This window comes from Microbacterium luticocti DSM 19459, from assembly GCF_000422405.1.
Classification (GTDB): Bacteria; Actinomycetota; Actinomycetes; order Actinomycetales; family Microbacteriaceae; genus Microbacterium; species Microbacterium luticocti.
The window spans coordinates 66,606-92,737 of sequence record NZ_AULS01000001.1 but is presented as its reverse complement, the minus strand read 5'-3'; the positions used below and the strand labels follow the sequence as shown (position 1 = coordinate 92,737).

Sequence of the window (26,132 nt, the reverse complement as noted above, 5' to 3'; positions counted from 1 at the left end):
TATCGGCCTCACGGGATGAGGTGCTCCCCCGCGCCCACCGCGTACGCCTCGCGGATCCACCCTCCGAACACGTCGTCGAGCTGATCGAGACGCGTGACCCGGAGGTAATGGACGAACAGTCGTTTCGTGTACGGCGACGAGCGCGTGATCCGCGGGTCTTCCACGCGGCGTTGCAGGTCGAGGTAGCAGTCGAGACTGTGGGCCTTGGGTTTTGCGCCGGCGAAGCCACGCCGTGTGCCTTTGAGCGTGATCGCTGACTTCGTGACACTGTAGGTGAACGGTCCGCATTCGGCGACAAGCTCGATGAATCGGTCGTACAGCCGCGCAATGTCATCCGGCACCTGGTCGAGGTGGTCATCCACGGTCCACGTCATGGCCACACGATAGCGGCTCGGAATCGGACCGACCTCGCTGCCCGGCCGGGCCTGCGCGTAGACTGCCGGACGTGCATCTGACGGTTCGAGGCCCGGGCAACGGGCGGCAAGGGGTGTCGGGCGCGTCGAGCGCCGGCATGAGATGACCGCGCCCCGGCGCTCCCGCACTCCGCGGTGAGCGCTGCTCCGGCGTACCCCCACTCCCCGATCGACAAGAACCGAAGGAACCCTCATCATGCATGCCCTGACCGAGAAGGACGTCCGCAGCTCGTTCGCGAACGCGTCGCTGCGCGAACGCAACAGCCTCACCCTGCCCACGGGCTTCGACGACCTCGACTGGGATGCCCGCGACTTCCTCGCCTGGCGCGACCCGAAGCTGGCGCCCCTCGGCTACGTCGTCGCGATCCTCGACGACCGACCCGTGGGCATCCTTCTGCGCGTCTCGGATCAGCCCACGCGCACCCGCCCGCAGTGCTCCTGGTGCGAGGACGTCACGCTGCCCAACGACGTCGTCTTCTTCAGCGCGAAGCGCAGCGGACAGGCAGGACGGCGGGGCGACACCGTGGGCACGCTCGTGTGCGCCCGGTACGAGTGCCCGCGGAACGTGCGCAAGCTGCCCCCGCTCGCCTACCCCGGCTTCGACCGTGAGGCGGCGCGAGAGCGGCGGATCGTCGCGCTCCGCGAGAACGTCGTGAACTTCGTGCGAGACATCCGCGACAGCGACTGACCGAACAGGGGCGACGCCGCCCTGCCCTCAATGCCACCGCGGTGCCCGAGCCTCAGGCTCCGGGGGTCGAGAACGGTCAGGATGCGGCGCCCGTGGGCGCTGCGACCAGTGACTTGCCCGGTCTCCCGGAAGCCGAGCTTCTCCAGAACGCGGCGAGACGGGGCATTCCAGTCCCGGACCGTCGCCCACAGCCGCGCGTGTCCGACATTGTCGCAGCGCCCTCTCGCTCGCGCCACACGTCGAGCCTTGGAGCGAGCATTGCGAGCATGCTGTGTCGGCCGCATCGCCTGTTTCAGCGCGGCCGAGGCAGCGCAGGGCGCGGGGCGCCACGCGACTACGCTGGATGCTGGTGTCTTGTCGGAACGGAAGCTCGTGACCACTCCCCTCTCCCCTGCCCCGATGTGGCGCGCCTGGCTGATCTGGGGCGTCGCCGTCGCCGCCTACATCCTCGCCGTCACCAACCGCACCTCGCTGGCGGCGGTCGGCGTGGACGCGGCGCACCGGTTCGACGCGGATGCCTCGACCCTGTCGATGTTCGCGGTGCTGCAACTGGCGGTCTACGGGTTCATGCAGTTGCCCGTCGGTATGCTGCTCGACCGGCTCGGCACCCGTCCCATCATCGTCACCGGCATGGTGCTGATGGCCGTCGGCCAGCTGGTGATGGCACTTTCACCCAACGTCGGCATCGCGATCGGCGCACGCATGCTCATCGGCGCCGGCGACGCCGCGGTCTTTCCCAGTGTGCTCCGCGTGGTCGCGACCTGGTTCCCCGCCCAGCGCGGATCGCTCATGGTGCAACTCACCGGCATCGTCGGTCTCACCGGACAGCTGCTGGCCATCGCCCCGCTCGCGACCCTCGTGCACGCGACCGGTTGGTCGATCGCCTTCGGCTCACTCGCCGGGCTGTGCATCCTGTTCGCGATCCTGCTCCTGGCCGTCGTGCGCAACCACCCGCCGACCATGGCCGCCGATCTCTCGGTCAACACCGACACCGGTGCGATCCAGGTCGTCACCTCGGCCGTCGACACCCGCATCGGGCTGAAGGCCACGTGGTCGCACCCGGGCACACGGCTCGCGTTCTGGTCGCACTTCACCACACCCTTCGCCGGCACCGCGTTCATCATGCTGTGGGGCATCCCCTTCCTCACCGCCGGTGAAGGCCTCACCTCGGCGCAGGCCGCCCTGGTCACCACGGTGTATGTCGTGGTCGGCATGCTGCTCGGCCCGGTGATGGGGGCGTTGTCGGGCCGCATGCCGAACCATCGATCCCGGATGCTGGTGCTGCCCACCGTCGCATTCCAGATGCTCGCCTGGCTCGCGGTCATCGCCTGGCCCACACCGGCTCCGCTCTGGCTGCTGTTCGTGCTGGCCGTCGCCATGGGCACCGGCGGACCGGCATCCATGATCGCGTTCGATCACGCCCGCACCCACAACCCCAGCCACCGGCTCAGCACCGCGACCGGCATCACCAACACCGGCGGGTTCATCGCGGGCCTTGTCGCCATCTTCCTCATCGGCGCGGCCCTCGACCTGCAGGGTGCCGGGACTCCGGACACGTACAGCCTTGAGGCGTTCCGTCTCGCCTTCCTCACCCAGGTACCACTGTGGCTGATCGGTGCGTTCTTCATCGTGTTCGAGCGCAAGCGCACCCGCATCCGGATGGGACTGGACGAACCCCGCACGAAGCGGCGCCCGCGCGCGTAGTCTGGGCGCATGTCACGCGCCCGCCCGGCCGGCTCCTACGGCATCGACGCCCCTTGGGTTCCCTGGTTGTGGCTCGGGCTCGGTGTGCTGTACCTGGCGCTCACCGTGTGCGGCATCGTGTGGTGGGATGTCACCGCCTGGGGCAACACGATCGTCGCTGTCATCGGCGTGCTGTTCCTGTGCGGGGCGGCGCTGTACTGGCACGCGACCCTGCGCGGCAAGTTCCTGGTCTGGCGCGGGCTGCTGGACGAGCTGCCCGCCCCGCCCCGCGCGCTCGACATGGGGTGCGGGCGAGGTGCGGTCGCCATCATGACCGCGCTGCGGTTCCCGTCCGCGCACGTCGAGGGCGTCGACCTGTGGCGTTCGATCGATCAGTCCGGCAACGGCGAGCAGGCCGCGATCGCCAACGCCGAGGTGAGCGGGGTGGCCGATCGCATCTCGTTCGCGACCGCCGACATGACCGCACTCCCCTCCCCCGATGCGGCATACGACCTGGTGACGGCGAGCCTGTCTATCCACAACATCCCGACCGCGGACGGGCGGGCCCAGGCGATCACCGAGGCGTGGCGGGTGCTCGCACCCGGCGGCCGGCTGGTGATCGTCGACATCTCGAAGGTCGGCGAGTACATCGTCACCCTGCGCGGGTTGGGCGCCGAGGCGCTCCAGGTGCGGCCGGCGGGATGGCGGATGTGGTGGAGCGGGCCGTGGATGGCCACCCGCATCCTCACCGCGGTCAAAGCGCCCGTCTGACCCGCCGCAGCCTGCGGGCCCCGGCTACGGCACCGCCCCGTCGCCGTTCGATGGGCTGACCTCGACCCAGTCGGGGTACTTCGCTCTGCGGCCGTCGCCCGACGAGCGGCCGGTGAGCCGGCGTTGCACCCACGGCAGCACGTGCGCGCGGTAGTAGGCGGCGCCACGCAGTGCCTGCTGGTCGTCGAGCGGTGGCAGCGACCACCACGCGGTCGGGGCGGCCAGGCCCAGCGCGGTCAGCACCCGTGCGGCGACCCGGTGGTGGCCGCGGGCGTTCATGTGCAGTCGGTCGGGCGACCAGTACCCCGGGGCGCTCAGCTCACGATCGGGCCAGTTCCATGCCGTCACCACATCGGCCCGGTCGGCGAGCCGCGCCGCCACCGCGGCCGACAGTTCGTCGCCGCGGCGCTGGATCAGCCCGTGCAGCGGAAGCTGACCCGACGGATTCGCGCCCGAGAGGGCGATGAGCTGCACGCCCGCCTCGTCGCAACGACGCAACACCTGCGTGAACCGGTCGGCGACATGCGCGATCGACGTGCGCGGCCTCAACATGTCGTTGCCGCCGCCGTTGAACGACAGGTGGGTGGGTTTCAGAGCCAGCGCCGCCTCGAGCTGTTCGTCGACGATCGGGCCGATGAGCTTTCCCCGGATCGCGAGATTGGCGTACTCGATCGGCCGACCGGTGGCATCCGCCCACCCCTGTGCGACCAGGTCGGCCCAGCCGCGCACCACACCGCCGGGCAGCTCGTCGCCGACGCCCTCGGTGAACGAGTCACCGATCGCCACGAGACGCACGGATGTCACGGGCACAAGCCTACGACCGCGAGACCGGGCGTCGTGTCGACCCGCTGCGTTCGCAGCGCGGCTGAGGTGAGGTGTCGTTCCGACCCGCTGCGCCCGCTCACCGACCGGAACCGGACAGCAGCGCCGTACGGAGCGTGTCGAGCCCCACGCCGCCGAGGTCGAGTGCGCGCTTGTGGAACTGCTTGATGTCGAACGCGTCGCCTGCGGCGGCCGCGTACTCGTCGCGCAGCTGCTCCCAGATGCGCTGGCCCACCTTGTACGACGGCGCCTGTCCGGGCCAGCCGAGGTACCGGTTGACCTCGAACTGCACGAACGCGTCCGACATGTTCACGTTGTGGCGCATGAACTCGAGTGCGAAACCGGCGTCCCAGGTCGATCCGCCGTCACCCAGGTGCGCCCAAGCGGCCGGGCGCGGCTTGCCCAGGTGCACGCCGATGTCGAGCACGACCCGGGCCGCGCGCATGCGCTGACCATCCAGCATCCCGAGCCGGTCGGCAGGGTCTTCGAGGTAGCCCAGCTGCTCCATCAACCGTTCGGCGTACAGCGCCCAACCCTCGGCGTGCCCGGAGGTGCCGGCCAGCAGGCGTCGCCACGCGTTGAGCTCGCCGCGGTTGTAGACCGCCTGCGCGATCTGCAGGTGGTGGCCCGGAACACCCTCGTGGTACACCGTGGTCAGCTCGCGCCACGTGTCGAAGTCCTCGACCCCCTCGGGCACCGACCACCACATCCGTCCCGGGCGCGAGAAGTCGTCGGTCGGGCCGGTGTAGTAGATGCCGCCCTCCTGTGTGGGCGCGATCATGCACTCGATGCGGCGCACCGGCTCGGGGATGTCGAAGTGGGTCGCGCCCAGCTCGGCGACGGCCCGGTCCGCGGTCTGCTGCATCCAGCGCTGCAGCGCCTCGGTGCCGTGCAGTTTGCGGGCCGGGTCCGCCTCGAGGAACGCCACCGCCTCTTCGACGCTTGCGCCGGGCTTGATCTCGTTCGCGATCGACTGCTGCTCGGCGACCATGCGTGAGAGCTCTTCGAGCCCCCACTCGTACGTCTCGTCCAGGTCGACCGTCGCACCCAGGAACTGCCGCGAGAACAGCGCGTACAGCTCGCGCCCGACGCCGTCCTGCTCGGTGGCGGCGGGTGCCAGTTCGGAGCCGAGGAACCCGGCCAGCTTGTCGTATGCGACGCGGGCGCCGCCGGCGGCGTCCGACAGGGTGCGGGCCAGGGATGCCGGCAGTTGCCCGTCGTCGGGGGCGGCCTCGCCCGCGAAGGTCGCGAAGAAGCCGTCGTCGGCGGTGTACCGGGCGATCTGGGTGATCACCTCGGTGACCTGGCGGCGCGCCGGCACCACACCGGAGGCGATGCCGGTGCGCAGCGTTTCGATGTAGCCGTCGATGGCTGCCGGCAGCGCGCCCAGGCGGGCGGCGATCGTCTCCCAGTCGTCGGCGGTGGCCGTCGGCATGAGGTCCAGGACACTGCGGATGTCTTGGGCGGGCGAGGCGATGACGTTAAGGTCACGCAGGTGCGCCTGCGCGTCGTACACGTCCAGCGACAGTTCGAGCTCACGGGTGAGGTCGAGCTTGGTCACCTCGTCCACGGCGTCCTGCGGCGCCGCCTCGCGCAGCTGCGCGAGGCGTGCGCGCACCCGGCGTACGGCCTCGTCGGCGCCGGCGGGCGAGTAATCGCCGTACCGGTCGTTGTACTCGTCCCGGCCGATGTAGGTCGCCACAGTGGGGTACAGTTCGGCGACATCGTCGACCCAGGCCTCGGCGATCGTGTCGACCGGAGTGGGGGTGCGTGCGGAATCCGTCATGCGATGAGCCTACGAGCGAGACGGCGGCTCAGGCAATCCGGCACTCAGTGCCCGGCCTCATCCCAGTTGGGGCCGCGTCCGATCTGCACATCCAGGGGCACGCTGAGCTGCGCCGCATCCCCCATCCGGTCGCGCACGATGCGTTCCACGGCGTCCCACTCCCCCGGCGCCACCTCGACGACGAGTTCATCGTGGATCTGCAGCAGGATGCGCGACGTCAGCTGCTCGTCGAGCAGCTGACGGTGGATGCGGAACAACGCGATCTTCATGATGTCGGCCGCGCTGCCCTGGATCGGGGCGTTCAGCGCCGCCCGCTCCGCGTTCTCGCGCAGCACCCGGTTCGGGCTGGTCAGGTCGGGGAACGGGCGGCGGCGGCCGAAGATCGTCTCGGTGTAGCCGTCGACCCGTGCCTTCTCGACCGAGGCGCGCAGGTAATCGCGCACGGCGCCGAACCGGGCGAAATACTCGGTCATCAGCTGCTTGGCCTCGGCCTGCTCGATGCGCAACTGCTTCGACAGCCCGAACGCGCTCAGTCCGTACACCAGCCCGTACGACATCGCCTTCACCTTGGTGCGCATCGCCGGGGTCACGTCGGCCGGGTCCACGCCGAACACGCGTGAGCCGACGAACCGGTGGGTGTCTTCGCCGGAGTTGAACGCCTCGATGAGCCCCGGGTCTTCGGACAGGTGCGCCATGATGCGCATCTCGATCTGCGAATAGTCGGCGGTCAACAGCGTCTCATATCCGTCGCCGACCTCGAACGCGCCGCGGATGCGATGGCTCTCGTCGGTGCGGATGGGGATGTTCTGCAGGTTCGGGTCGGTGCTCGAGAGCCGCCCGGTCTGGCTGCCGGTCTGCAGATAGGTCGTGTGGATGCGGGAGTCCGGACCGATCGCGACGTCCAGGGATTCGATGATCTGGCGCAGCTTGGTGGCCTCGCGATGCTGCAGCAACAGATCGAGGAACGGGTGCGGACTGGTCTCTTGCAGGGCGGCCAGCGCCCCCGCGTCGGTGGAATAGCCGGTCTTCGTCTTGCGGGTCTTCGGCAGCCCGAGTTCGTCGAACAGCACCTCTTGCAGCTGCTTGGGCGAGCCGAGATTCACCTCGCGGCCGATGGCGGCGTACGCCTCCTGTGCGATGCCGTCGGCGCGGATGCCGAGCTCACCCGAGAACGCGGAGAGCTTGTCGTGTGAGACGGCCACGCCCGCCAGTTCCATGTCGACGAGGGCGAGCAGCGTCGGCAACTCGATGTCGGTGAGCACGGTCGCGACCGGCTCGGGCAGCCGGGCGCGTTGCGCCTGCGCGACCCGCAGCGTGTACCAGGACAGCTGGCCGGGTGTCGCGCCCTCGGTCTCGGGGACGAGCTGCGTGGGGTCTGCCTCCGGCAGTTTCTCGCCCAGGAACCGTTCCACAAGGTGCCCGAGCGTCTTGTCGGGAAAGCTCGGACGCGCCAGCCACCCGGCGAGGATCACGTCATAGGCCAGCCCGGCCACGCGGCATCCGGCCCGCTGCAGGGCCTTGAGCTGCGGCTTCGCGTCACTGAACACTTTGGGCGTATCGCCGGCGAGCCAGTCGCGCAGCGCATCGGCGAGGTCATCCGACCAGGTCGCTTCGGCCGCGGCATCCGCCCGCGCGAACCCGATCCGGTGCACCCGGCCGGCCTCGGTCACCACCGTGACCCCGACCTCGGTGTCGGACTCGGCCAGCCATGCGGTCAGCTGGGCCGGGTGCAGTTCGGCCGGTGTCGGGGCGTCGGCGACGGGCGCGGCATCCTCACCCGACTCGGCTGTGCCGGTCGCCTCGAACACCCGCGGCAGGAGGGTGCGGAACTCCAGCCGCGAGAAGATGTCGCGCACGGCCTGCGCGTCGATGGGTTTCACGGCGAGATCGGCCGGCGTCACCGGAAGCTCGAGATCGCGCAGCAGACGGTTCAGTCGGCGGTTGCGGCGCACGTCATCGAGATGCTCGCGCAGGTTGCCGCCCACGACACCGGTGATCTGGTCGGCGTTCTCGAGCAGTGCGTCGAGCGAGCCGAACCGGGTCAGCCACTTGACGGCGGTCTTCTCGCCCACCTTCGGCACGCCCGGCAGGTTGTCGCTGGTCTCGCCGACCAGGGCCGCCACGTCGGGGTACTGCGCGGGGTCGACACCGTACCGTTCGCGCACCGCGGCGGGGTCGTAGCGCTTGAGCTGCGACACCCCCTGCACGCTCGGGTACAGCAGCGTGACGCGGTCGTCGACGAGTTGGATGCTGTCGCGGTCGCCCGAGCAGACGAGCACGTCGTAACCGAGTTCGGCGCCCTGTGTGGCGAGGGTCGCGAGGATGTCGTCGGCTTCGACGTCTTCTTTGGTGAGCACCGGGATGTTCATCGCGGCCAGGCACTCCTGCAGCAGCGGGATCTGGCCGCGGAACTCGGCGGGCGTCTCGGAGCGGGTGGCCTTGTACTCGGCATACTCGCGGGTGCGGAACGACACCCGCGAGGTGTCGAACGCGACGGCCATGTGGGTGGGCTTTTCGGCCTTGATCAGGTTCACCAGCATGGACAGGAATCCGTAGATGCCGTTGGTGTGCTGGCCGTCCTTCGTCGAGAAGTTCTCGACGGGCAACGCATAGAACGCGCGGTAGGCGAGCGAATGGCCGTCGACGACCAGAAGGGTAGGCTTTGCGGAGTCCGTCACCCTGTCAGCCTAGCCAGGGCGACGGACATCCGAATCGGCCCCCGACCGGAAGGCAGCGATGGCTGAGCAGGCCCCGACCGACACCCCGACTCCGCTGGAGTGGGCGCGCGAACGCGGCATGGGCGCCCTTGCCGCGCGGATGGGCATCGAGTGGACCGAGTTCTCGGCTGAGCGCTGCGCGGCACGGATGCCGGTGGCGGGCAACACCCAGCCGGTGGGCCTGTTGCACGGTGGTGCGTACGTGGTGCTGGGCGAATCGCTGGGCTCGATGCATGCGAACTTCCACGCCGGGCCGGGGCGATTGGCCGTGGGCGTGGACATCAACGCCACGCACACGCGATCGGCGACCTCCGGCTACGTGACGGGCGTGTGCACACCGATCCATCTGGGCCGCAGCATGACGGTGCACGAGATCGTGGTGAGCGACGAGCAGGGCCGTCGCTGCTCCACGGTGCGGATCACGAACCTGATCAAGGACATGCCCGCGCGTTGAGCCGTCTCAGCGTGCGGTGAGCAGGGCGAGGATCTCGGCGAGTTTGCCGTCCATAGACCCGAGCCGCTTCTCGACGGCACCGAGCCGGGAATCGACCCCATCGAATCGAGCATCGTGCGCGTTCAGGCGCTCGTGCACCCCCGTCAGCTGGGTACTGATCTCGTTCAGGCGATTGTGATGCCGGCGCAGGGTGCCGTCGATCGACGAGATCATCTCGTAGATGGCCTGCACATCGTTGTCGAGCTGTGCGACCTTCAGCTCCATCGCGGCGGGTGACATCGGCATGTCCACGACCCTACGCGTTGTCTGGTTCCGGCGGGAGCCGGAAGCGGCATCTGTGGACAAGTCGCTGACGGCGAGCTCGAAGCTCAGCTCTTCTTCGGGGCGAGCTGCTCGATGATCGCCTTGGCGACATCCTGCATGGTGAGGCGCCGATCCATCGACGCCTTCTGGATCCAGCGGAACGCCTCGGGCTCGGTCAGGCCCATCTTCTCGTTGAGCAGGCCCTTCGCGCGGTCGACGAGCTTGCGGGTCTCGAAGCGCTCGACCATGTCCTGCACTTCGGCCTCGAGCGTGATGATCTGCTCGTGCCGGGCCAGGGCGATCTCGATCGCCGGCAGCAGGTCGTTCGGAGTGAACGGCTTGACGACGTAGGCCAGGGCACCGGCCTCACTGGCACGCTCGACGAGCTCCTTCTGGCTGAACGCGGTGAGCAGCACCACCGGGGCGATGTGGTTCTTGCTGAGCTTCTCGGCGGCCGAGATGCCGTCCAGCTGCGGCATCTTGACGTCCATGATGACCAGATCGGGCCGCAGCTCGGTGGCCAGCTGCACGGCGGTCTCTCCGTCGCCGGCCTCTCCGACCACGTCGAACCCGTTGTCGCGCAGGATCTCGACGATGTCCAGCCGGATCAGCGATTCGTCCTCGGCCACCACGACACGGCGCGGGGCGGTTGCAGCGGAGTTCTGTTCCTGCTCAGTCACCTTACGATCCTACGGTATGGCGCTTCCCGCACGTGCGAGCGGGCGCACTCTGCGGGTCATCGTCGCGCCGTGCGGGTCGCAGAAGGTGCCGGATGCTGTGCCGCCGGGCGGCCTCTTGTGAGACCGCGCCGTACGGGTCGCAGAAGATGCCGGATCCTGCGCCGCCGGGCGGCGTCTTATGAGACCGCGCCGCACGGGTCGCAGAAGATGCCGGATCCTGCGCCGCCGGGCGGCGTCTTATGAGACCGCGCCGCACGGGTCGCAGAAGATGCCGGATGCTGCGCCGCCGGGCGGCGTCTTGTGAGACCTGGCGCGGCGCGGGTCGCAGAACGTGCCGGATGCTGCTCGGCGAGGCGGCGTCTTGTGAGACCTGGTGCGGCGCGGGTCGCAGAACGTGCCGGGCGGTGACGTTGCCCGGCGTGCACTCGACTGGCGACCTGGGCGGTTGGGTCTGTGCTGTCGGTCTGGCCGGGCGACTGAGCGCGACATACGATCGCGGTATGAACCTGTCCGCGAAGGATCGTGCATTCCTGGAGGCGACCCACTCGGCCGCGATGATCACGGTCGGCGCCGACGGCGTACCCAAAGCGGTGCGCGTGGGTGTGGTGGTGGTCGACGGCCGGCTGTGGAGCAGCGGCACCGCCGATCGCGTGCGCACCCGGCGGTTGCGCGCCGATCCGCGCTGCACGCTGTACGTCCACGACGCCGGTCACGGGTATCTCACGCTCGAGACGACCGTCCGCGTGCTCGACGGACCCGATGCGCCGGACCTGTCGCTGCGCCTGTTCCGCACGATGCAGAACCGGCCCGCCGGTCCGCTGATGTGGTACGGAAAGACACTGGACGAGGACGCGTTCGTGGCCGCGATGATCGACGAGAAGCGCCTGGTCTACGAGTTCGACATCCACCGCGCCTACGGCATGCACTGACCCGCGCTCGGGCGCCCGGTGAGACAGACGTGCCGGTGGTGGGAGTCGAACCCACACGCCCTTGCGGGCAACCGAGTTTGAGTCGGTCGCGTCTGCCATTCCGCCACACCGGCGCACGTGCGCCCCAGCCTATCGCAGCCGGCGGCGCCGCTCGCAGCGAGGAGACGGTCGAGCGCGTCGAGCAAGACGCGACATCCCGTGCCCGAAGCCGGCACCTTCTACGAACCGCGCCGCGGTAGGTCTCACAACACGCCGCCCGGCGGCACAGCATCCGGCACCTTCTGCGACCCGCCCGGCCCGGTCTCACAAGACGCCGCCCGGCGGCACAGCATCCGGCACCTTCTGCGACCCGCGCTGCGGCAGGTCTCACAACACGCCGCCTGACCGCGCAGCAGCCGGCACGTTCTGCGACCCGTAGATTGCGGTCTCACAACGCGCCGCCTGACCGCGCAGTATCCGGCACGTTCTGCGACCCGCCCGGCGCGGTCTCACAAGACGCCGCCCGATGCGGCCGATGAGGCGACGAATGCGGGATGCCTCAGCCCGAGGCATCCCGCATTGCGTGCCGTGTGCGACTACCGGTGGTCGCGGTAGATGGGTGCCGCGCCGTGGATGGCGTCGCCGACCTTGTGCACACGGATGTCGTTGGTCGACCCGACGATGCCGGGCGGGGAGCCCGACACGACGACGACCTTGTCGCCCACCTGAGCCATGTCGTTGCCGAGCAGGTAGTCGTCGACCTGCAGGAACATGCGGTCGGTGTGCGGCACATGCTCGACCAGGGTCGAGTGGATGCCCCAGGTCAACGCCATGCGGCGGCGGATCGCCGGCTCGGCGGCGAACGCGATCATCGGCATCTTCGGGCGCAGCCGCGACATCCGCCGCGCGGTGTCACCGGACTCGGTGAAGATGCACAGGTACTTGGCGTCGATGAACTCGGCGACCTCGAGCGCCGCGGCGGTGATGGCCCCGCCCTGCGTGCGGGGCTTGGTGCCCAGCGGCAGGATGCGCTCCAGACCGTGCTCCTCGGTCGACTCGATGATGCGCGCCATCGTCTCGACCGTCACCACGGGGTACTCCCCCACACTGGTCTCGCCCGAGAGCATGACCGCGTCGGCGCCATCGAGCACCGCGTTGGCGACGTCGGACGCCTCGGCCCGGGTGGGCACCGGAGAGTGCGTCATCGACTCGAGCATCTGCGTGGCCACGATCACGGGCTTCGCCATGCGACGGCACAGTTCGACGGCACGCTTCTGCACGATCGGCACCGCCTCCAGCGGCAGCTCCACCGCCAGGTCACCGCGCGCCACCATGATGCCGTCGAACGCGTCGATGATCTCTTCGAGGTGGTCGACCGCCTGCGGCTTCTCGATCTTGGCGATCACCGGCACGCGACGGCCCTCTTCGGCCATGATCACGTGCACGCGCTGCACGTCCTTCGCGTCGCGCACGAACGACAGGGCGATGATGTCGGCACCGATGTTCAGCGCCCAGCGCAGATCGGCCTCGTCCTTCTCGCTCAGCGCCGGCACGTTCACCGCGACGCCCGGCAGGTTGATGCCCTTGTTGTCGGACACCGGCCCGCCCACGACCACCCGGGTGGTGACCGCCGGTCCGTCCACCGAGGTGACCTGTACCCGCACCTTGCCGTCGTCGATCAGCAGGAAGTCGCCCGGCGAGACGTCGTCGGGCAGCCCCGCGAACGTCGTCGAGACGAGATCCTTGGTGCCGGGCACGTCTTCGGTGGTGATGGTGAACACATCGCCCTCGGCCAACTCGTGCGGGCCGTCGGCGAACTTGCCGAGGCGGATCTTCGGCCCCTGCAGGTCGACGAGCACGGCCACCGGCCGGTTTGCGTCGTCGGCGGCCTTGCGCACGTTGGCGAAGTTGTTCTCGTGCACGGCGTAGTCGCCGTGGCTGAGGTTGAACCGTGCCACGTCCACGCCGGCGTCGATGATCGCGCGGACCATCTCATACGTCGACGTGGCGGGCCCGAGTGTGGCGACGATCTTGGCGCGTCTCATACCGAGCTGATTCTCCGTGGGTTTGTAAAGGGAACGAGCAAAACTGGAATTCCTCCGCCAGCCTACGCGGGCTGCAGGCCGATCGCGACATCGCCGGGGGCCACCGGAGCGGGCAGGGCGGTCTCGCCGGTCAGGTACCGGTCGACGGCCGCGGCCGCCGCCCGTCCCTCCGCGATCGCCCACACGATGAGCGACTGTCCGCGTCCGGCATCGCCGGCCACGAACACCCCCTCGGTCGCGCTCTGGTAGTCACCGGAGCGCTGCAGTGCCCCACGCCCGGTGACGGCGACGTCGAGCTCGGCGGCGATGCCGTCGTGTTCCGGGCCCGTGAAGCCCATGGCGATCAGCACCAGGTCTGCCGGAATCTCGCGCTCGGTGCCGGCCTTGGGCACCCGGGCGCCGTCGACGAACTCGGTCTCGGCGACCCGCAGCGCCCGCACCGTGCCGTCGGCACCGGTGAGGAACTCGACCGTCGAAGCGAGGTACGCGCGCTCACCGCCCTCTTCGTGCGAGGACTGCACTTCGAACACGGTGGGGAACATCGGCCACGGCTGGTGCGCCGGCCGGTCGGGCGACGGCTGCCGTCCGATCGCGAGGTTCGTGACCGAGCGGGCGCCCTGCCGGTGGGCGGTGCCGATGCAGTCCGACCCGGTGTCGCCGCCGCCGATGACGATGACGTGCTTGCCGGCCGCGGTGATCTGGTCGGCGACCTCGTCGCCGGCGACCACCCGATTGGACTGCACCAGGTACTCCATGGCGAAGTGGATGCCACCGGCATCGCGCCCGGGGATCGGCAGGTCCCGTGGCACCGTGGCGCCGGTGGCGACGACGACCGCGTCGTACCGGGCCCGCAGGTCGGCCCAGCCCAGGTCGCGCCCGATCTCGACGCCCGGGCGGAACTTGGTGCCCTCGGCCTCCATCTGGCGCAGCCGGGCGTCGAGCACCTGCTTCTCGAGCTTGAAGTCGGGAATGCCGTAGCGCAGCAACCCGCCGATCCGGTCGTCGCGCTCGAACACCGCGACGGTGTGCCCGGCGCGGGTCAGCTGCTGCGCGGCGGCGAGCCCGGCGGGCCCGGAGCCGACCACGGCGACCGTCTTGCCGCTCAACCGGCCCGGCAGTTCGGGCTCGACCCAGCCGTGCGCGAACGCCTCGTCGGCGATGGTCTGCTCGATGCGTTTGATCGTCACCGCCGGCTGGTTGATGCCGAGTACGCACGCGCTCTCGCACGGTGCCGGGCACAGGCGTCCGGTCAGCTCGGGGAAGTTGTTCGTCGCGTGCAGCCGCTCGCTGGCGGCGTGCATCTCGTCGCGGAACGTGAGATCGTTCCACTCCGGGATGAGGTTGCCCAACGGGCAGCCGCGGTGACAGAAGGGGATGCCGCAGTCCATGCAGCGGCTCGCCTGCCGGCGCACCATCGCGCCGTCGGTGGCCTCGTAGACCTCCTTGTAGTCCATGATCCGCACCGGGACCGGCCGGCGCGGCGGCAGCTCGCGCTCGGTCACCTTCAGAAAACCCTTCGGGTCAGCCATGGGTCACCTCCAGGATGCGGTTCCAGACCACGTCGCCGTCGGGGTCGAGCCCTTCGGCGATGGCGTTCTGCCGGGTGTGCAGCACCGCCGCATAGTCGCGCGGCAGCACCTTCACGAACTCGCCGACGGTGTGCTCGAAGTCATCGAGCATCGCGGCGGCCAGTGTCGAGCCGGTTTCGGCGCGGTGCCGTTCCAGCAGGTCGCGCACGATGGCGGCATCCCCCGCGCCCAGCGGCAGCAGCTCCAGTTCACCGCCGTCGAGTGCCTCGCGGTTGACGGATGCCTCGTCCAGTGCGTACACGTACGCGGTGCCGCCCGACATCCCGGCGCCGAGGTTGCGCCCGGTGGCTCCCAGGATCAGCGCGAGCCCCCCGGTCATGTACTCGAGGGCGTGGTCGCCGACACCTTCGACCACGGCGGTGGCGCCGGAGTTGCGGACGAAGAACCGCTCCCCCACCACGCCGCGCAGGAACATGCTGCCGCTGGTGGCGCCGTATCCGATGACGTTGCCGGCGATGACGTTGTGTGCCGCGTCGAACCGCGCGCCCACGGGCGGGCGGATCACGATCTGCCCGCCCGACAGGCCTTTGCCGACGTAGTCGTTCGCATCGCCGTGCAGTCGCAGTGTGATACCCGCCGGCAGGAAGGCGCCCAGCGACTGCCCTGCCGACCCGGTCAGATCGATCTGGATCGAGTCGGTGGCAAGGCCGTTCTCGCGGTGCACCCGGGTGACATGGTGGCCGAGCAGCGTGCCGACGGCGCGGTCGGTGTTGCGGATCGTGGCGGCCAGGCGCACGGTGCCGCCGTGGTCGATGACATCCCGCGCCCGGGCGATCAGCGGCACGTCGAAGTGCTCGTCGACGTGGTGCTCCTGGTCGCGCAGGTGGCGCCGCGGCTCGTCCGCCGCGAACACGGGTCCGTGCAGGATCGGGCCGAGGTCCAGTCCCGCGGTCTTGAAGTGGCGGACGGCGTCGTCGACGTCGAGCAGTTCGCTGTGCCCGACCGCCTCGTCGATCGAGCGGAAGCCGAGCGCGGCGAGGTGCTCGCGCACCTCTTCGGCGATGAACTCCATGAAGGTGGCGACGAACTCGGGCTTTCCACTGAACCGTTCCCGCAGCAGTGGGTTCTGCGTGGCGACCCCCACCGGGCAGGTGTCGAGGTGGCACACCCGCATCATCACGCAGCCCGAGACCACCAGCGGTGCGGTGGCGAAACCGAACTCCTCGGCGCCCAGCAGGGCGGCGACGATGACGTCACGGCCGGTCTTGAGCTGCCCGTCGGCCTGCACCACGACCCGGTCGCGCATGCCGTTGAGCATGAGGGTCTGCTGGGTCTCGGCCAGGCCGAGCTCCCACGGCGTGCCGGCGTGCTTGAGCGAGTTCAGCGGGCTGGCGCCGGTGCCGCCGTCGTGGCCTGAGACGAGGATGACGTCCGCCAGCGCCTTCGCGGTTCCCGCCGCGACCGCGCCGATGCCGGATTGGCTGACCAGCTTGACGTGCACGCGGGCGCGCGGGTTCGCACGCTTGAGGTCGTAGATCAGCTGCTTGAGGTCCTCGATGGAGTAGATGTCGTGGTGCGGCGGCGGCGAGATCAGACCGACCCCGGCGGTCGCGTGGCGGGTGCGCGCGATCCACGGGTACACCTTCGCGGGCGGCAACTGGCCGCCCTCACCGGGCTTGGCCCCCTGGGCGAGCTTGATCTGGATGTCGTCGGCCTCGGTCAGGTACAGGCTGGTGACGCCGAACCGCCCGGAGGCGACCTGCTTGATCGCACTGCGCCGTTCGGGGTCGAGCAGCCGGTCGACATCCTCGCCCCCTTCGCCGGTGTTCGACTTGCCGCCGATCCGGTTCATCGCGATGGCGAGGGTCTCGTGCGCCTCGCGGGAGATCGAACCGTAGCTCATCGCCCCGGTCGAGAACCGTTTCACGATCGAGGCGACCGGTTCGACCTCGTCCAGCGGCACGGGCGGGCGCTGACCGGTGCGCAACCGGAACATGCCGCGCAGCGTCTTCAGCTCGGCCGACTGGTCGTCCACCAACCGGGTGTACTCACGGAACACGTCGTACCGGCGGGTGCGGGTGGAGTGCTGCAGCCGGAACACCGTCTCGGGGTTGAACAGGTGCGCCGGGCCGCCGCGGCGCCACTGGTACTCGCCGCCGGTCCACAGCCGTTCGTGCGCCCTGGCCGCCTCGTCCTTCGGGTAGGCGAAGTCGTGGCGCACCTGGTTCTCGGCCTCGATGTCTTCGAGGGTGATGCCGCCGATCTTCGAGGTGGTGCCGGTGAAGTACTCGTCGATCACCTCGCGGCCCAGCCCGATCGCCTCGAACACCTGCGCCCCGGTGTACGACGACACGGTCGAGATGCCCATCTTCGACATGATCTTCAGCACGCCCTTGCCGAGGGCGTGGATGACGTTGAACACGGCCTGCTCGCGCGAGATGCCGGTGATCGCCCCCGACCGCACCAGGTACTCCACGGTCTCCATGGCCAGGTACGGGTTCACCGCCGACGCGCCGTAGCCGAGCAGGGTGGCGACGTGGTGCACCTCGCGCACGTCGCCGGCTTCGACCACGAGCCCCACCTTCATGCGGTTCTGGTTGCGGATGAGGTGATGGTGCACGGCCGAGACCATGAGCAGCGACGGGATCGGGACGAGGTCCTTGTCGGAGTCGCGGTCGGACAGGATGATGAACTCGGCGCCGTCGTCGATGGCGGCGTCCACCTCGGCGCACATCCGGTCGAGCCGGCGTCTCATGGTGCCGGGGCCGGCGTCGAAGTGGTACAGCCCGCGCACCGTGACGGCACGCCGTCCGGGCATGGTGCGCTCGATGTTCTGGATCTTGGCCAGCTCGTCGTTGTCGAGCACCGGGAAGTCGATGGTGATCTGCCGTGCGTGGTCGGGACCCCAGGCCAGTAGGTTGCGCTCGGGTCCGATGCCGGACTGCAGGCTGGTGACCACGGACTCGCGGATCGCGTCCAGCGGCGGGTTGGTGACCTGCGCGAACTGCTGGGTGAAGTAGTCGAACAGCAGCCTGGGGCGGTCGCTGAGCACCGCGATCGGGGTGTCGGTTCCCATCGCGCCGATCGGCTCGGCACCGTGCTGCCCCATCGGGGTCAGCAGGATCCGCACCTCTTCTTCGGTGTATCCGAACGTGCGCTGCCGGCGGGTGATCGAGGCGATCGGGTGGACGATGTGCTCGCGTTCGGGAAGTTCGGCGAGGGCGAGCTTCTGCCGCAGCCACAATTCCCAGGGGTGCAGCGCGGCCAGTTCGGCTTTGATCTGTTCGTCCAGCACGATGCGTCGCTGCGCGGTGTCGACGAGGAACATCCGACCCGGCTGCAGCCGGCCGCGGCGCTGGATGCGCTCGGGTTCGAACTCGAGCACACCGGTCTCGCTGCCGATCACCACCAGGCCGTCGGTGGTCTGCGTCCACCGGCCGGGCCGCAGACCGTTGCGGTCGAGCGTCGCGCCCACGAGCGTGCCGTCGGTGAAGATCATGGCGGCGGGGCCGTCCCACGGCTCCATCTGCAGCGCGTGGTACTCGTAGAACGCGCGCAGGTCGGGCGCCAGGTCGGTGCGCGCCTCGTACGCCTCGGGCACCATCATCAGCATCGCGTGCGGCAGGCTGCGGCCGGTGAGGGTGAGCAGTTCGAGCACCTCGTCGAACGAGGCGGAGTCGCTGGCGCCTTCGGTGCAGATCGGCAGCAGCGGGTCGATGTCGCCGAGCAGATCGGATGCCAGCTGCGACTGGCGGGCGCGCATCCAGTTGCGGTTGCCGCCCACGGTGTTGATCTCACCGTTGTGCGCGAGCATGCGCAACGGCTGCGCCAGCGGCCACGACGGGAACGTGTTCGTCGAATAGCGGGAGTGCACCACCGCCAGCTGGGAGGCGAACCGCTCGTCTTGGAGGTCGGGGTAGAACGGCTCGAGCTGCAGCGTGGTGACCATGCCCTTGTAGCCGAGGGTGCGCGAGGACAGCGAGACGAAATACGCGCCCAGCTCATGCTGGGCGCGCTTGCGGACGCGGTAGACGCGACGGTCGAGGTCGAGGCCCGCGATCGCCGGCGCACCGCCGATGGCCGGGCGCGACAGGAACAGCTGCTCGAAGTCGGGGCGCGCGTCCAGGGCGAGCTTGCCCAGGTGCGCGTCGTCGGTCGGCACCGTGCGCCACCCGAGCACGACGAGGTTCTCACTGCGCGCGATCTGCTCGATGCCGGCCTTCTGCGCCGCCCGTTCGGCCGCATCGCGGGGCAGGAACACCGTGCCCGCGGCGTACTCGCCGGCCGGCGGCAGCTGAAAGTCGGTCACCGCACGCAGGAACGCGTCGGGCATCTGGGTGAGGATGCCCGCCCCGTCGCCGGTGCCGGCGTCAGAGCCGATCGCCCCACGGTGCTCGAGGTTGCGCAGTGCGGTCAGGGCGAGCTCGATGATGTCGTGCCCGGGCTCGCCGCGGAGCGTGGCGACCATGGCCAGGCCGCAGGCATCCTTCTCGAATGCCGGGTCGTACAGGCCCTGGCGGGGCGGGAGCGCCCCCGGCGAAGTGGGGTCGTTCAGGGTCGCGGACACAGTCGTCCTCCCGTGCGGATCAGGATGGGACGACGTCGGCCCAGGAGTCGGAGGGGAAGGCCCGTCCGATCCCAGCGGTGGGTCAGCGGACGGTGGCCGGTGAGGCGTCCGCGTTCGTGGCGCGGGAGGCCGGATCGTCGTCGAGACCAGGCTCGCTGGTGTCGACGTACTCAGGGGTGTTTCCCGATTGTACAGCCCCGCGACCGGTCCACTCGCGTCCGGGTCGATACGGTGACGGTTCGAGACCCGGATGCCGGCGCTTCTGCACGATCATGATGACCAGGCCCACGATCACGCCGAAGATCGCCGCCCACACGTTGGTGCGCAGCCCCAGGAACACGTCGCTCGGGTCGATGCGGATGGACTCCCACACGATGCGGCCGGCGCTGTACCAGGTCAGGTACAGGCCGAACAGCCGCCCCCACTGCATGCGGAACCGTTGTCCGGCCCACAGGATCACCGCGGCGCCGAGCAGGTTCCAGATCATCTCGTACAGGAACGTCGGGTGGAACAGGGTGCCCGGCGCAAGGCCCGCCGGGAACGCCGGGTTGCTCGACTCGATCTCAAGCCCCCACGGCAGGTTCGTGGGCAGCCCGAACAGTTCGTGGTTGAAGTAGTTGCCCAGCCGCCCCATCGCCTGCGCGATGATCAGGCCCGGCGCCAGGGCGTCGGCGAAGCTCCAGAACCGGATGCCCGTCCACCGGCATCCCAGCCACGCGCCCACGGCGCCGCCGATCAGCGCGCCGTAGATGGCGATGCCGCCCTCCCAGATGTACAGCGCCGACAGCGGGTTCTTGCCCGGGCCGAAGTAGAACGAGTAGTGCGTGAGCACGTGGTAGGCGCGGGCGCAGATGATCGCCAGCGGTACCGCGATCAGAGCGATGTCGATGACCACCCAGGGTTCGCCGCCCCGCTTGGTGAGCCGGTGGTTCGTCATCAGCGTGGCCACGACGATGCCGGCGATGATGCACAGGGCGTAGAAGTGGATGCGCAGCGGCCCGAGGTCGATGTAGCTGATGGACGGGCTCGGGATGCTGGCGAGCACGCCGTGCAGCGCGCTGGCGGGGGCGAACGTCATGCGTACGAGTCTAGGCGTTCGTGCGCGCGGCCCCGTGCGCGGTGCCCGCGGCCAGGGCACGGGCGGTCGCGCCGACTCCGGCGACGCCCTTGTCGCGCAGGGCGCGCACCAGGGCGGTGCCGACGATGGCGCCGTCGGCGTACTCGAGCACGCCGGCGACCTGGTCGGCGTTGGAGATGCCGATGCCCACGCAGCACCGCTGTGCCCCATGCTGGCGTAACCGTTCCACCAGGGTGCGGGCGGCGGCATCCAGCTGCGCCCGTTCACCGGTGATGCCCATCGTCGAGACCGTGTACACGAACCCGGTCGTGTTGCGCACGATGAGCTCGAGTCGCTCGTCGGTCGAGGTGGGCGCGGCCAAGAAGATCCGGTCGAGCCCGGTGCGCTCGCTCGCCGCGATCCACTCCGGCGCGGCGTCCGGAGTGATGTCGGGCGTGATCAGGCCCGCTCCCCCGGCCGCAGCCAACTCGTCGGCGTACCGGTCGACGCCGTACTGCAGCACCAGGTTCCAGTACGTCATCACCAGCACCGGCACGTTCGACCGCTCGGCGATCTCGCGCACCGCCGGGAACAGATCGCGGATGCGGAACCCGGATGCCAACGCCGCCTGGGACGCCTCCTGGATGACGGTGCCGTCCATGACCGGGTCGGAGTAGGGCGGTCCGAGTTCGAGGATGTCGGCGCCGGCGTCGGCGAGGGCGACGGCGGCCTCGATGCTCGTGCGCAGGTCGGGGTAGCCCAGGGGCAGGTAGCCGATGAACGCGCCGCGCCCGGCGGCGTGGGCGGCGTCGATGGCTGCGGCGGTGCGGGAGGTCATCCGAGCGCCCCTTCGTCGTAGAGGCCGAAGTAGCGGGCGGCGGTGTCCATGTCTTTGTCGCCGCGGCCGCTCAGGCACACGGCCAGCACCGCGTCGGGGCCGAGTTCGCGGCCGACCCGCAGCGCTCCGGCCAGCGCGTGCGCCGACTCGATGGCGGGGATGATGCCCTCGGTCTCGCTGAGCAGCCGCAGCGCCTGCATGGCCTCGTCATCGGTCGCCGGGATGTAGTGCGCCCGCCCGATCGAGGCCAGCCACGCGTGCTCGGGACCGACGCCCGGGTAGTCGAGCCCGGCCGAGATGGAGTGCGACTCGATGGTCTGGCCGTCCTCGTTCTGCAGCACGTACGTCTTGGCGCCGTGCAGCACGCCGACCCGGCCGCGTTCGATGGATGCCGCGTGTCGGGCGGTGTCGACCCCGTCGCCTGCGGCCTCCACGCCGTAGAGGGCGACATCCGCGTCGTCGAGGAACGCATCGAACATGCCGATGGCGTTGGAGCCGCCGCCGACGCAGGCGAGCACCGCGTCGGGAAGCCGGCCGACCTCGTCGAGCAGTTGGGCGCGGGCCTCGTCGCCGATGACCTTCTGGAAGTCACGCACCATCGCCGGGAACGGGTGGGGGCCGGCGGCCGTGCCGAAGATGTAGTTCGTGGTCTGAACGCTGGCGACCCAGTCACGGTAGGCGTCGTTGATGGCGTCCTTCAGCGTGCGCGACCCGGTCTTCACCGCGATCACCTCGGCGCCCAGCAGCCGCATGCGGGCGACGTTCAGCGCCTGCCGCTGCGTGTCGACCTCGCCCATGTAGATGGTGCACTCGAACCCGAACAGGGCGGCGGCGGTCGCGGTGGCGACACCGTGCTGCCCGGCCCCGGTCTCGGCGATCACGCGGGTCTTGCCCAGACGCTTGGTCAGCAGTGCCTGACCGAGCACGTTGTTGATCTTGTGCGAGCCGGTGTGGTTAAGGTCTTCGCGTTTGAGGAACACCCGGGCACCGCCGGCGTGGGCAGCGAAGCGCGGCACCTCGGTGATCGGCGACGGCCGCCCCGCGTACGAGTGCAGCAGCCGCGAGAACTCGGCCTGGAACGCCGGGTCGACGATCGCGGCCTCGTACTCGGCGGTGAGCTCGTCGATCGCGGCGATGAGGGACTCGGGCATGTACCGGCCGCCGAAGTCGCCGAAGAACGGGCCGCGCGCGTCGCGCAGAGAGGTCATGGTGTCTCCGGGGCGGTCAGGAAGGCCTGCAGGGTGGCGACCGGGTCACCGGTGACCAGCGCTTCGCCGATCAGCACCACATCGGCGCCGGCGGCACGGTAGTGGGCGACGTCGGCCGGGGTGTGCACCGCCGATTCGGCGATCTTGACGGCACCGGCGGGGATGCGCTCGGCCAGTCGCCCGAACAGGTCGCGGTCGAGTTCGAACGTGGTCAGGTCACGGGCGTTCACACCGATCAGTTCGGCGCCGATGTCGGTGGCGCGGGCGATCTCGTCGGCGGAGTGGGTCTCGACCAGTGCGGTCATGCCCAACTCGCGCACCAGATCGTGCAGCCGCGCCAGCCGGTCCTGCTCGAGCGCGGCGACGATCAGCAGCACCAGGTCGGCGCCGGCGGCGCGTGCCTCGAGCACCTGGTACTCGGTGGCGATGAAGTCTTTGCGCAGCACCGGCAGCGACACCGCTGCACGCACCGCGACCAGGTCGTCGAGGCTGCCCTTGAAGCGGCGTTGCTCGGTGAGCACCGAGATGGCGGATGCGCCGCCCTGCTCGTAGCGTCGGGCCTGCGCGGCCGGGTCGGGGATGGCGGCCAGGTCGCCGCGGGACGGGCTGGCACGCTTGACCTCGGCGATGATCTTCACCCGTTCGGCGGGTGCGAGCGCCGCACGCGCGTCACGCGCCGGGGCGAGGGCGAGGGCATCCCGTTCGACTGCGGATGCCGGCCGCTGCGCCTGGCGGGCACGGGCGTCGTCGACTGCGCCGGCCGTCAGGTCGGCGAGCATGCTCAATGCTCTTTGGGCGTGAACTTCGGTCCGTTGATGCCGTAGCCCGCCTTCGACATCACCCACCCCACGATCAGGCCCACCAGCATGAGTGCCGCGCACGCCCACACCAGCCACGGCACGTCGAGGAAGAACGCGACGGTGCCGGCGGCGAACGCGATCAGCATGATGATCACGGCGGTCCATGCGGCCGGCGAGTGTCCGTGGCCGGGGTCGGCGATGGGGTTGCTCATGGGGCTCCTTCGTGTGCGGGCGCACCGTGCCGCGCCCTGTGGCAAGTCTAGCGGGGGTCCCGATCCGCAGTGGGATCCTCACCCCGTGACAGGTCGTCCCACGAGTCGATCGCGTCGACCGGTCCCGCCGCCGCGCTGGGCGCGGCATCCGTGCGGTACTTGCGGCCCGAGCTGCCCCAGTGCGCCGCGGTCGCCAGCACGAACACCGCAACCGCGCACAGCACCGCCCACACCGCGACGGCCACCAGCGGCCAGGCGGTGCCGGTGATCGTGTCGACCAGCCCCGAGACCGCGTCGTCGCCGGCGATGCCGGTGGCGTCGGTGACGGTGCGGGCGACGGCTGAGATCGGATGCCCGAAGCCGACGCGGGCGCTCAGCACGAGCTGGACGACGCCGATGCCCAGCGCGATCGCCCCGAACAGGTAGCGCAGCGCGCGGCCGACGATCGACAGCGCAGCGCCCAGGGCCAGGACCGCCAGACTGAGCGGGGCGAGGACGGGGATGGCTGCGGCACCGGTGACCGTGAGGTCGTGGGCGGCGGCCCCGGTCAGCCGCACGTGCAGCCAGGTCTGCGTCGACGACATCAGCCCGAGCGCACCGCACAGCACGGTGAGCACGACGGACGTCAGCCGCGCGCGGGCCTTCACGGGCGTCCTCCGATGACCGGGTCGAGGTCGTCGGCGTCGAAGCAGGTGCGGTCGCCGGTGTGGCAGGCGGCGCCGATCTGCTGCACCGTGACCAGCACGGTGTCGCCGTCGCAGTCGAGCCTGGCGCCGCGCACCAGCTGGATATGACCGGAGGTGTCGCCTTTGCGCCAGTATTCGCCGCGGGAGCGGGACCAGAACGTCACGCGCCCGGTGGTGAGGGTGCGGCGCAACGCCTCGGCGTCCATCCACCCGAGCATCAGCACCTCGCCGGTGTCCCACTGCTGGATGACGGCGGGCACGAGCCCCTGCTCGTTGAACGACACCCGGCCCAGGCGCTCCTCGATCGACCCGGTCATGCGGCAGCCTCCACGTCGCGGACGGTGATGCCGTCCTGTGCCAGCGCCCGTTTGACGTCGCCGATCGTCAACTGCCCGGAGTGGAACACGGAGGCCGCCAGTACGGCGTCCGCGCCGGCGTGCACTGCGGGCGGGAAGTCGGTCGCGGCGCCGGCTCCGCCCGAGGCGATGACCGGCACCGACGAGAGCTCACGCATCAACCCGACCAGCTCGAGGTCGAACCCCGTCTTGGTGCCGTCGGCGTCGATCGAGTTGACGAGCAGCTCGCCGGCGCCGCGCTCGGTGGCTTCGCGCGCCCAGCCCAGTGCGTCCAGGGCGGTCTCGACCCGCCCGCCGTGCGTGGTGACGGCGAAACCCGACTCGGTCGCCTGCGAGCGGGTGACGTCGAGCGAGAGCACCAGCACCTGGGCGCCGAACCGGTCGGCGATCTCGTCGATCAGTGCCGGGCGGGCGATCGCGGCGGAGTTCACGCCGACCTTGTCGGCGCCCACAGACAGCAGCCGGGCGACGTCGTCGACGCTGCGCACTCCCCCGCCGACGGTGAGCGGGATGAACACCTGCTCGGCGGTGCGGCGCACCACCTCGTACGTGGTCGCCCTCTCGTCGACGGTCGCGGTCACGTCCAGGAAGGTGAGTTCGTCGGCGCCCTGCGCGTAATATCGGGCGGCCAGCTCGACGGGGTCGCCCATCTCGCGCAGGTTCTGGAAGTTCACGCCCTTGACGACCCGACCCGCGGCGACGTCCAGGCACGGGATGACCCGGCACGCGAGCGTCATCACAGCCTCGCCGCGTGGATCGCGGTGACCAGGATCGCCCGCGCGCCGAGTGCGTACAGCGCGTCCATCACCTGGTTGACGCTCTTGCGCGGGCTCATGATGCGCACCGCGACCCAGTCGGGGTCGCGCAGCGGCGAGATCGTCGGTGATTCGATGCCGGGGGCCAGCGCCACCGCCTCGTCGACGAGGTTCGCGGGCAGGTCGTAGTCGATCAGCACGTACCGGCGGGCGACCATCACGCCCCGCAGTCGGCGCAGCAGCGTCTCGGTGCCGTCGGCGTCGTGCGGGCCGGCGACGAGCACCGCCTCGGACGTGAGGATCTCGGGGCCGAACACCTCGAGCCCCGCCTGGCGCAGCGTGGTGCCGGTCTCGACCACGTCGGCGATGGCGTCGGCGACCCCCAGCTCCACGGCCGACTCGACGGCGCCGTCCAGCGGCACCAGATCGACGGCGATGCCGCGCTCGTCGAGGAACGCGTCGACCAGCCCCGGGTACGAGGTGGCCACCCGCACCCCGTCGAGATCGCCGACGTCCGCGAACCGTCCGGGGGGTGCGGCGAAGCGGAACGTGGAGTGCGCGAAGCCCAGCGCCTCGATCTCACGGGCACCCGGCATGCGGGCGTCGCGCAGCAGGTCGCGCCCGGTGATGCCGACGTGCAGAGCCCCCGAGCCGACGTAGGTGGCGATGTCCTTCGGACGCAGGTAGAAGAACTCGACCTCGTTCTCGGGGTCGATCAGGTGCAGTTCCTTGCTGTCGCGGCGGCCGGTGTAGCCGGCCTCGGCGAGCATCTCGGCGGCCGTCTCGGCCAGCGAGCCCTTGTTGGGCACGGCGATTCGCAGCATGGGGGTCTTCCTGTCGTCAGCGGGGGCGGT

23 protein-coding genes and 1 tRNA gene are annotated in these 26,132 nt (G+C 70.0%); 5 read left to right on the top strand and 19 right to left on the bottom strand.

The annotated features are described in order from the left end of the window. Positions 1-8: 8 nt before the first annotated feature. Positions 9-362, bottom strand: a complete 354-nt coding sequence (locus H577_RS0100465; RefSeq protein WP_245570299.1) for a DUF5655 domain-containing protein — start codon at positions 360-362, stop codon at positions 9-11. Between the two features lie 247 nt (positions 363-609). Between H577_RS0100465 and H577_RS0100460 the strand changes: the two genes are divergently transcribed. The 3 genes from H577_RS0100460 to H577_RS0100450 all read left to right on the top strand — a co-directional run bounded on the left by H577_RS0100460 (position 610) and on the right by H577_RS0100450 (position 3,555). Further along, complete coding sequence (locus H577_RS0100460) at positions 610-1,101, top strand: FBP domain-containing protein (protein ID WP_029144277.1); 492 nt, start codon at positions 610-612, stop codon at positions 1,099-1,101. A gap of 399 nt (positions 1,102-1,500) precedes the next feature. Continuing rightward, positions 1,501-2,805 (top strand): MFS transporter, encoded by a 1,305-nt coding sequence (locus tag H577_RS0100455; RefSeq protein ID WP_051191524.1) that lies wholly within the window; start codon positions 1,501-1,503, stop codon positions 2,803-2,805. Positions 2,806-2,814: 9 nt separating this feature from the next. Continuing rightward, positions 2,815-3,555: a class I SAM-dependent methyltransferase gene (locus H577_RS0100450; RefSeq protein WP_029144275.1), complete on the top strand. Its 741-nt coding sequence runs from the start codon at positions 2,815-2,817 to the stop codon at positions 3,553-3,555. 24 nt (positions 3,556-3,579) lie between these two features. On the opposite strand, the gene H577_RS0100445 is transcribed toward H577_RS0100450, so the two are convergent. The 3 genes from H577_RS0100445 to polA form a co-directional block, all read right to left on the bottom strand. Then, entirely contained in the window at positions 3,580-4,359 is a 780-nt protein-coding gene (locus H577_RS0100445; protein ID WP_029144274.1) for an SGNH/GDSL hydrolase family protein, read from the bottom strand. Between the two features lie 97 nt (positions 4,360-4,456). Then, positions 4,457-6,163: a DUF885 domain-containing protein gene (locus H577_RS0100440; RefSeq protein ID WP_029144273.1), complete on the bottom strand. Its 1,707-nt coding sequence runs from the start codon at positions 6,161-6,163 to the stop codon at positions 4,457-4,459. A gap of 44 nt (positions 6,164-6,207) precedes the next feature. Continuing rightward, positions 6,208-8,841, bottom strand: a complete 2,634-nt coding sequence (polA, locus tag H577_RS0100435; protein WP_029144272.1) for a DNA polymerase I — start codon at positions 8,839-8,841, stop codon at positions 6,208-6,210. Positions 8,842-8,899: 58 nt separating this feature from the next. Between polA and H577_RS0100430 the strand changes: the two genes are divergently transcribed. Further along, positions 8,900-9,334, top strand: coding sequence for a hotdog fold thioesterase (locus H577_RS0100430; protein ID WP_029144271.1), 435 nt, complete (start codon positions 8,900-8,902; stop codon positions 9,332-9,334). A gap of 6 nt (positions 9,335-9,340) precedes the next feature. On the opposite strand, the gene H577_RS0100425 is transcribed toward H577_RS0100430, so the two are convergent. Both H577_RS0100425 and H577_RS0100420 read right to left on the bottom strand, forming a co-directional pair. Next, positions 9,341-9,619, bottom strand: coding sequence for a hypothetical protein (locus H577_RS0100425; RefSeq protein ID WP_029144270.1), 279 nt, complete (start codon positions 9,617-9,619; stop codon positions 9,341-9,343). A gap of 83 nt (positions 9,620-9,702) precedes the next feature. Continuing rightward, entirely contained in the window at positions 9,703-10,317 is a 615-nt protein-coding gene (locus tag H577_RS0100420; RefSeq protein ID WP_029144269.1) for an ANTAR domain-containing response regulator, read from the bottom strand. Between the two features lie 500 nt (positions 10,318-10,817). On the opposite strand from H577_RS0100420, the gene H577_RS17775 reads away from it, so the two are divergent. Beyond that, positions 10,818-11,246 (top strand): pyridoxamine 5'-phosphate oxidase family protein, encoded by a 429-nt coding sequence (locus H577_RS17775; protein ID WP_051191522.1) that lies wholly within the window; start codon positions 10,818-10,820, stop codon positions 11,244-11,246. A gap of 30 nt (positions 11,247-11,276) precedes the next feature. Here H577_RS17775 and H577_RS0100405 read toward each other — a convergent pair. From H577_RS0100405 to hisG, 13 genes are all read right to left on the bottom strand, one after another. Next, positions 11,277-11,359, bottom strand: a tRNA-Leu gene (locus H577_RS0100405). Between the two features lie 462 nt (positions 11,360-11,821). Further along, a complete protein-coding gene (gene pyk, locus H577_RS0100400; protein ID WP_029144268.1) occupies positions 11,822-13,270 on the bottom strand; it encodes a pyruvate kinase in 1,449 nt (482 codons plus the stop codon). A gap of 62 nt (positions 13,271-13,332) precedes the next feature. Further along, positions 13,333-14,799: a glutamate synthase subunit beta gene (locus H577_RS0100395; protein ID WP_029144267.1), complete on the bottom strand. Its 1,467-nt coding sequence runs from the start codon at positions 14,797-14,799 to the stop codon at positions 13,333-13,335. Next, positions 14,792-19,366: a glutamate synthase large subunit gene (gene gltB, locus H577_RS0100390; RefSeq protein ID WP_029144266.1), complete on the bottom strand. Its 4,575-nt coding sequence runs from the start codon at positions 19,364-19,366 to the stop codon at positions 14,792-14,794. Before gltB ends, H577_RS0100395 begins: the two co-directional genes overlap by 8 nt. An 82-nt stretch (positions 19,367-19,448) precedes the next feature. Beyond that, complete coding sequence (gene lgt, locus H577_RS0100385) at positions 19,449-20,444, bottom strand: prolipoprotein diacylglyceryl transferase (RefSeq protein WP_029144265.1); 996 nt, start codon at positions 20,442-20,444, stop codon at positions 19,449-19,451. A 10-nt stretch (positions 20,445-20,454) separates the two neighbouring features. Then, a complete protein-coding gene (gene trpA / locus H577_RS0100380) occupies positions 20,455-21,261 on the bottom strand; it encodes a tryptophan synthase subunit alpha (protein WP_029144264.1) in 807 nt (268 codons plus the stop codon). Next, positions 21,258-22,469, bottom strand: a complete 1,212-nt coding sequence (gene trpB / locus H577_RS0100375; RefSeq protein ID WP_029144263.1) for a tryptophan synthase subunit beta — start codon at positions 22,467-22,469, stop codon at positions 21,258-21,260. The genes trpA and trpB overlap by 4 nt, the downstream gene beginning before the upstream one ends. Further along, positions 22,466-23,248, bottom strand: a complete 783-nt coding sequence (gene trpC / locus H577_RS0100370) for an indole-3-glycerol phosphate synthase TrpC (RefSeq protein ID WP_029144262.1) — start codon at positions 23,246-23,248, stop codon at positions 22,466-22,468. Before trpC ends, trpB begins: the two co-directional genes overlap by 4 nt. 2 nt (positions 23,249-23,250) lie before the next feature. Continuing rightward, complete coding sequence (locus H577_RS0100365; RefSeq protein ID WP_029144261.1) at positions 23,251-23,481, bottom strand: DUF6704 family protein; 231 nt, start codon at positions 23,479-23,481, stop codon at positions 23,251-23,253. Positions 23,482-23,528: 47 nt separating this feature from the next. After that, entirely contained in the window at positions 23,529-24,128 is a 600-nt protein-coding gene (locus H577_RS0100360; RefSeq protein WP_029144260.1) for a Trp biosynthesis-associated membrane protein, read from the bottom strand. Beyond that, positions 24,125-24,484, bottom strand: coding sequence for a phosphoribosyl-AMP cyclohydrolase (gene hisI / locus H577_RS0100355; protein WP_029144259.1), 360 nt, complete (start codon positions 24,482-24,484; stop codon positions 24,125-24,127). Before hisI ends, H577_RS0100360 begins: the two co-directional genes overlap by 4 nt. Further along, positions 24,481-25,260 (bottom strand): imidazole glycerol phosphate synthase subunit HisF, encoded by a 780-nt coding sequence (hisF, locus tag H577_RS0100350; protein WP_029144258.1) that lies wholly within the window; start codon positions 25,258-25,260, stop codon positions 24,481-24,483. Before hisF ends, hisI begins: the two co-directional genes overlap by 4 nt. Then, positions 25,260-26,102 carry an ATP phosphoribosyltransferase gene (gene hisG, locus H577_RS0100345; protein WP_029144257.1) on the bottom strand — a complete coding sequence of 281 codons (843 nt, stop codon included), beginning with the start codon at positions 26,100-26,102 and terminating at the stop codon, positions 25,260-25,262. The genes hisF and hisG overlap by 1 nt, the downstream gene beginning before the upstream one ends. Between the last annotated feature and the right edge of the window lie 30 nt (positions 26,103-26,132).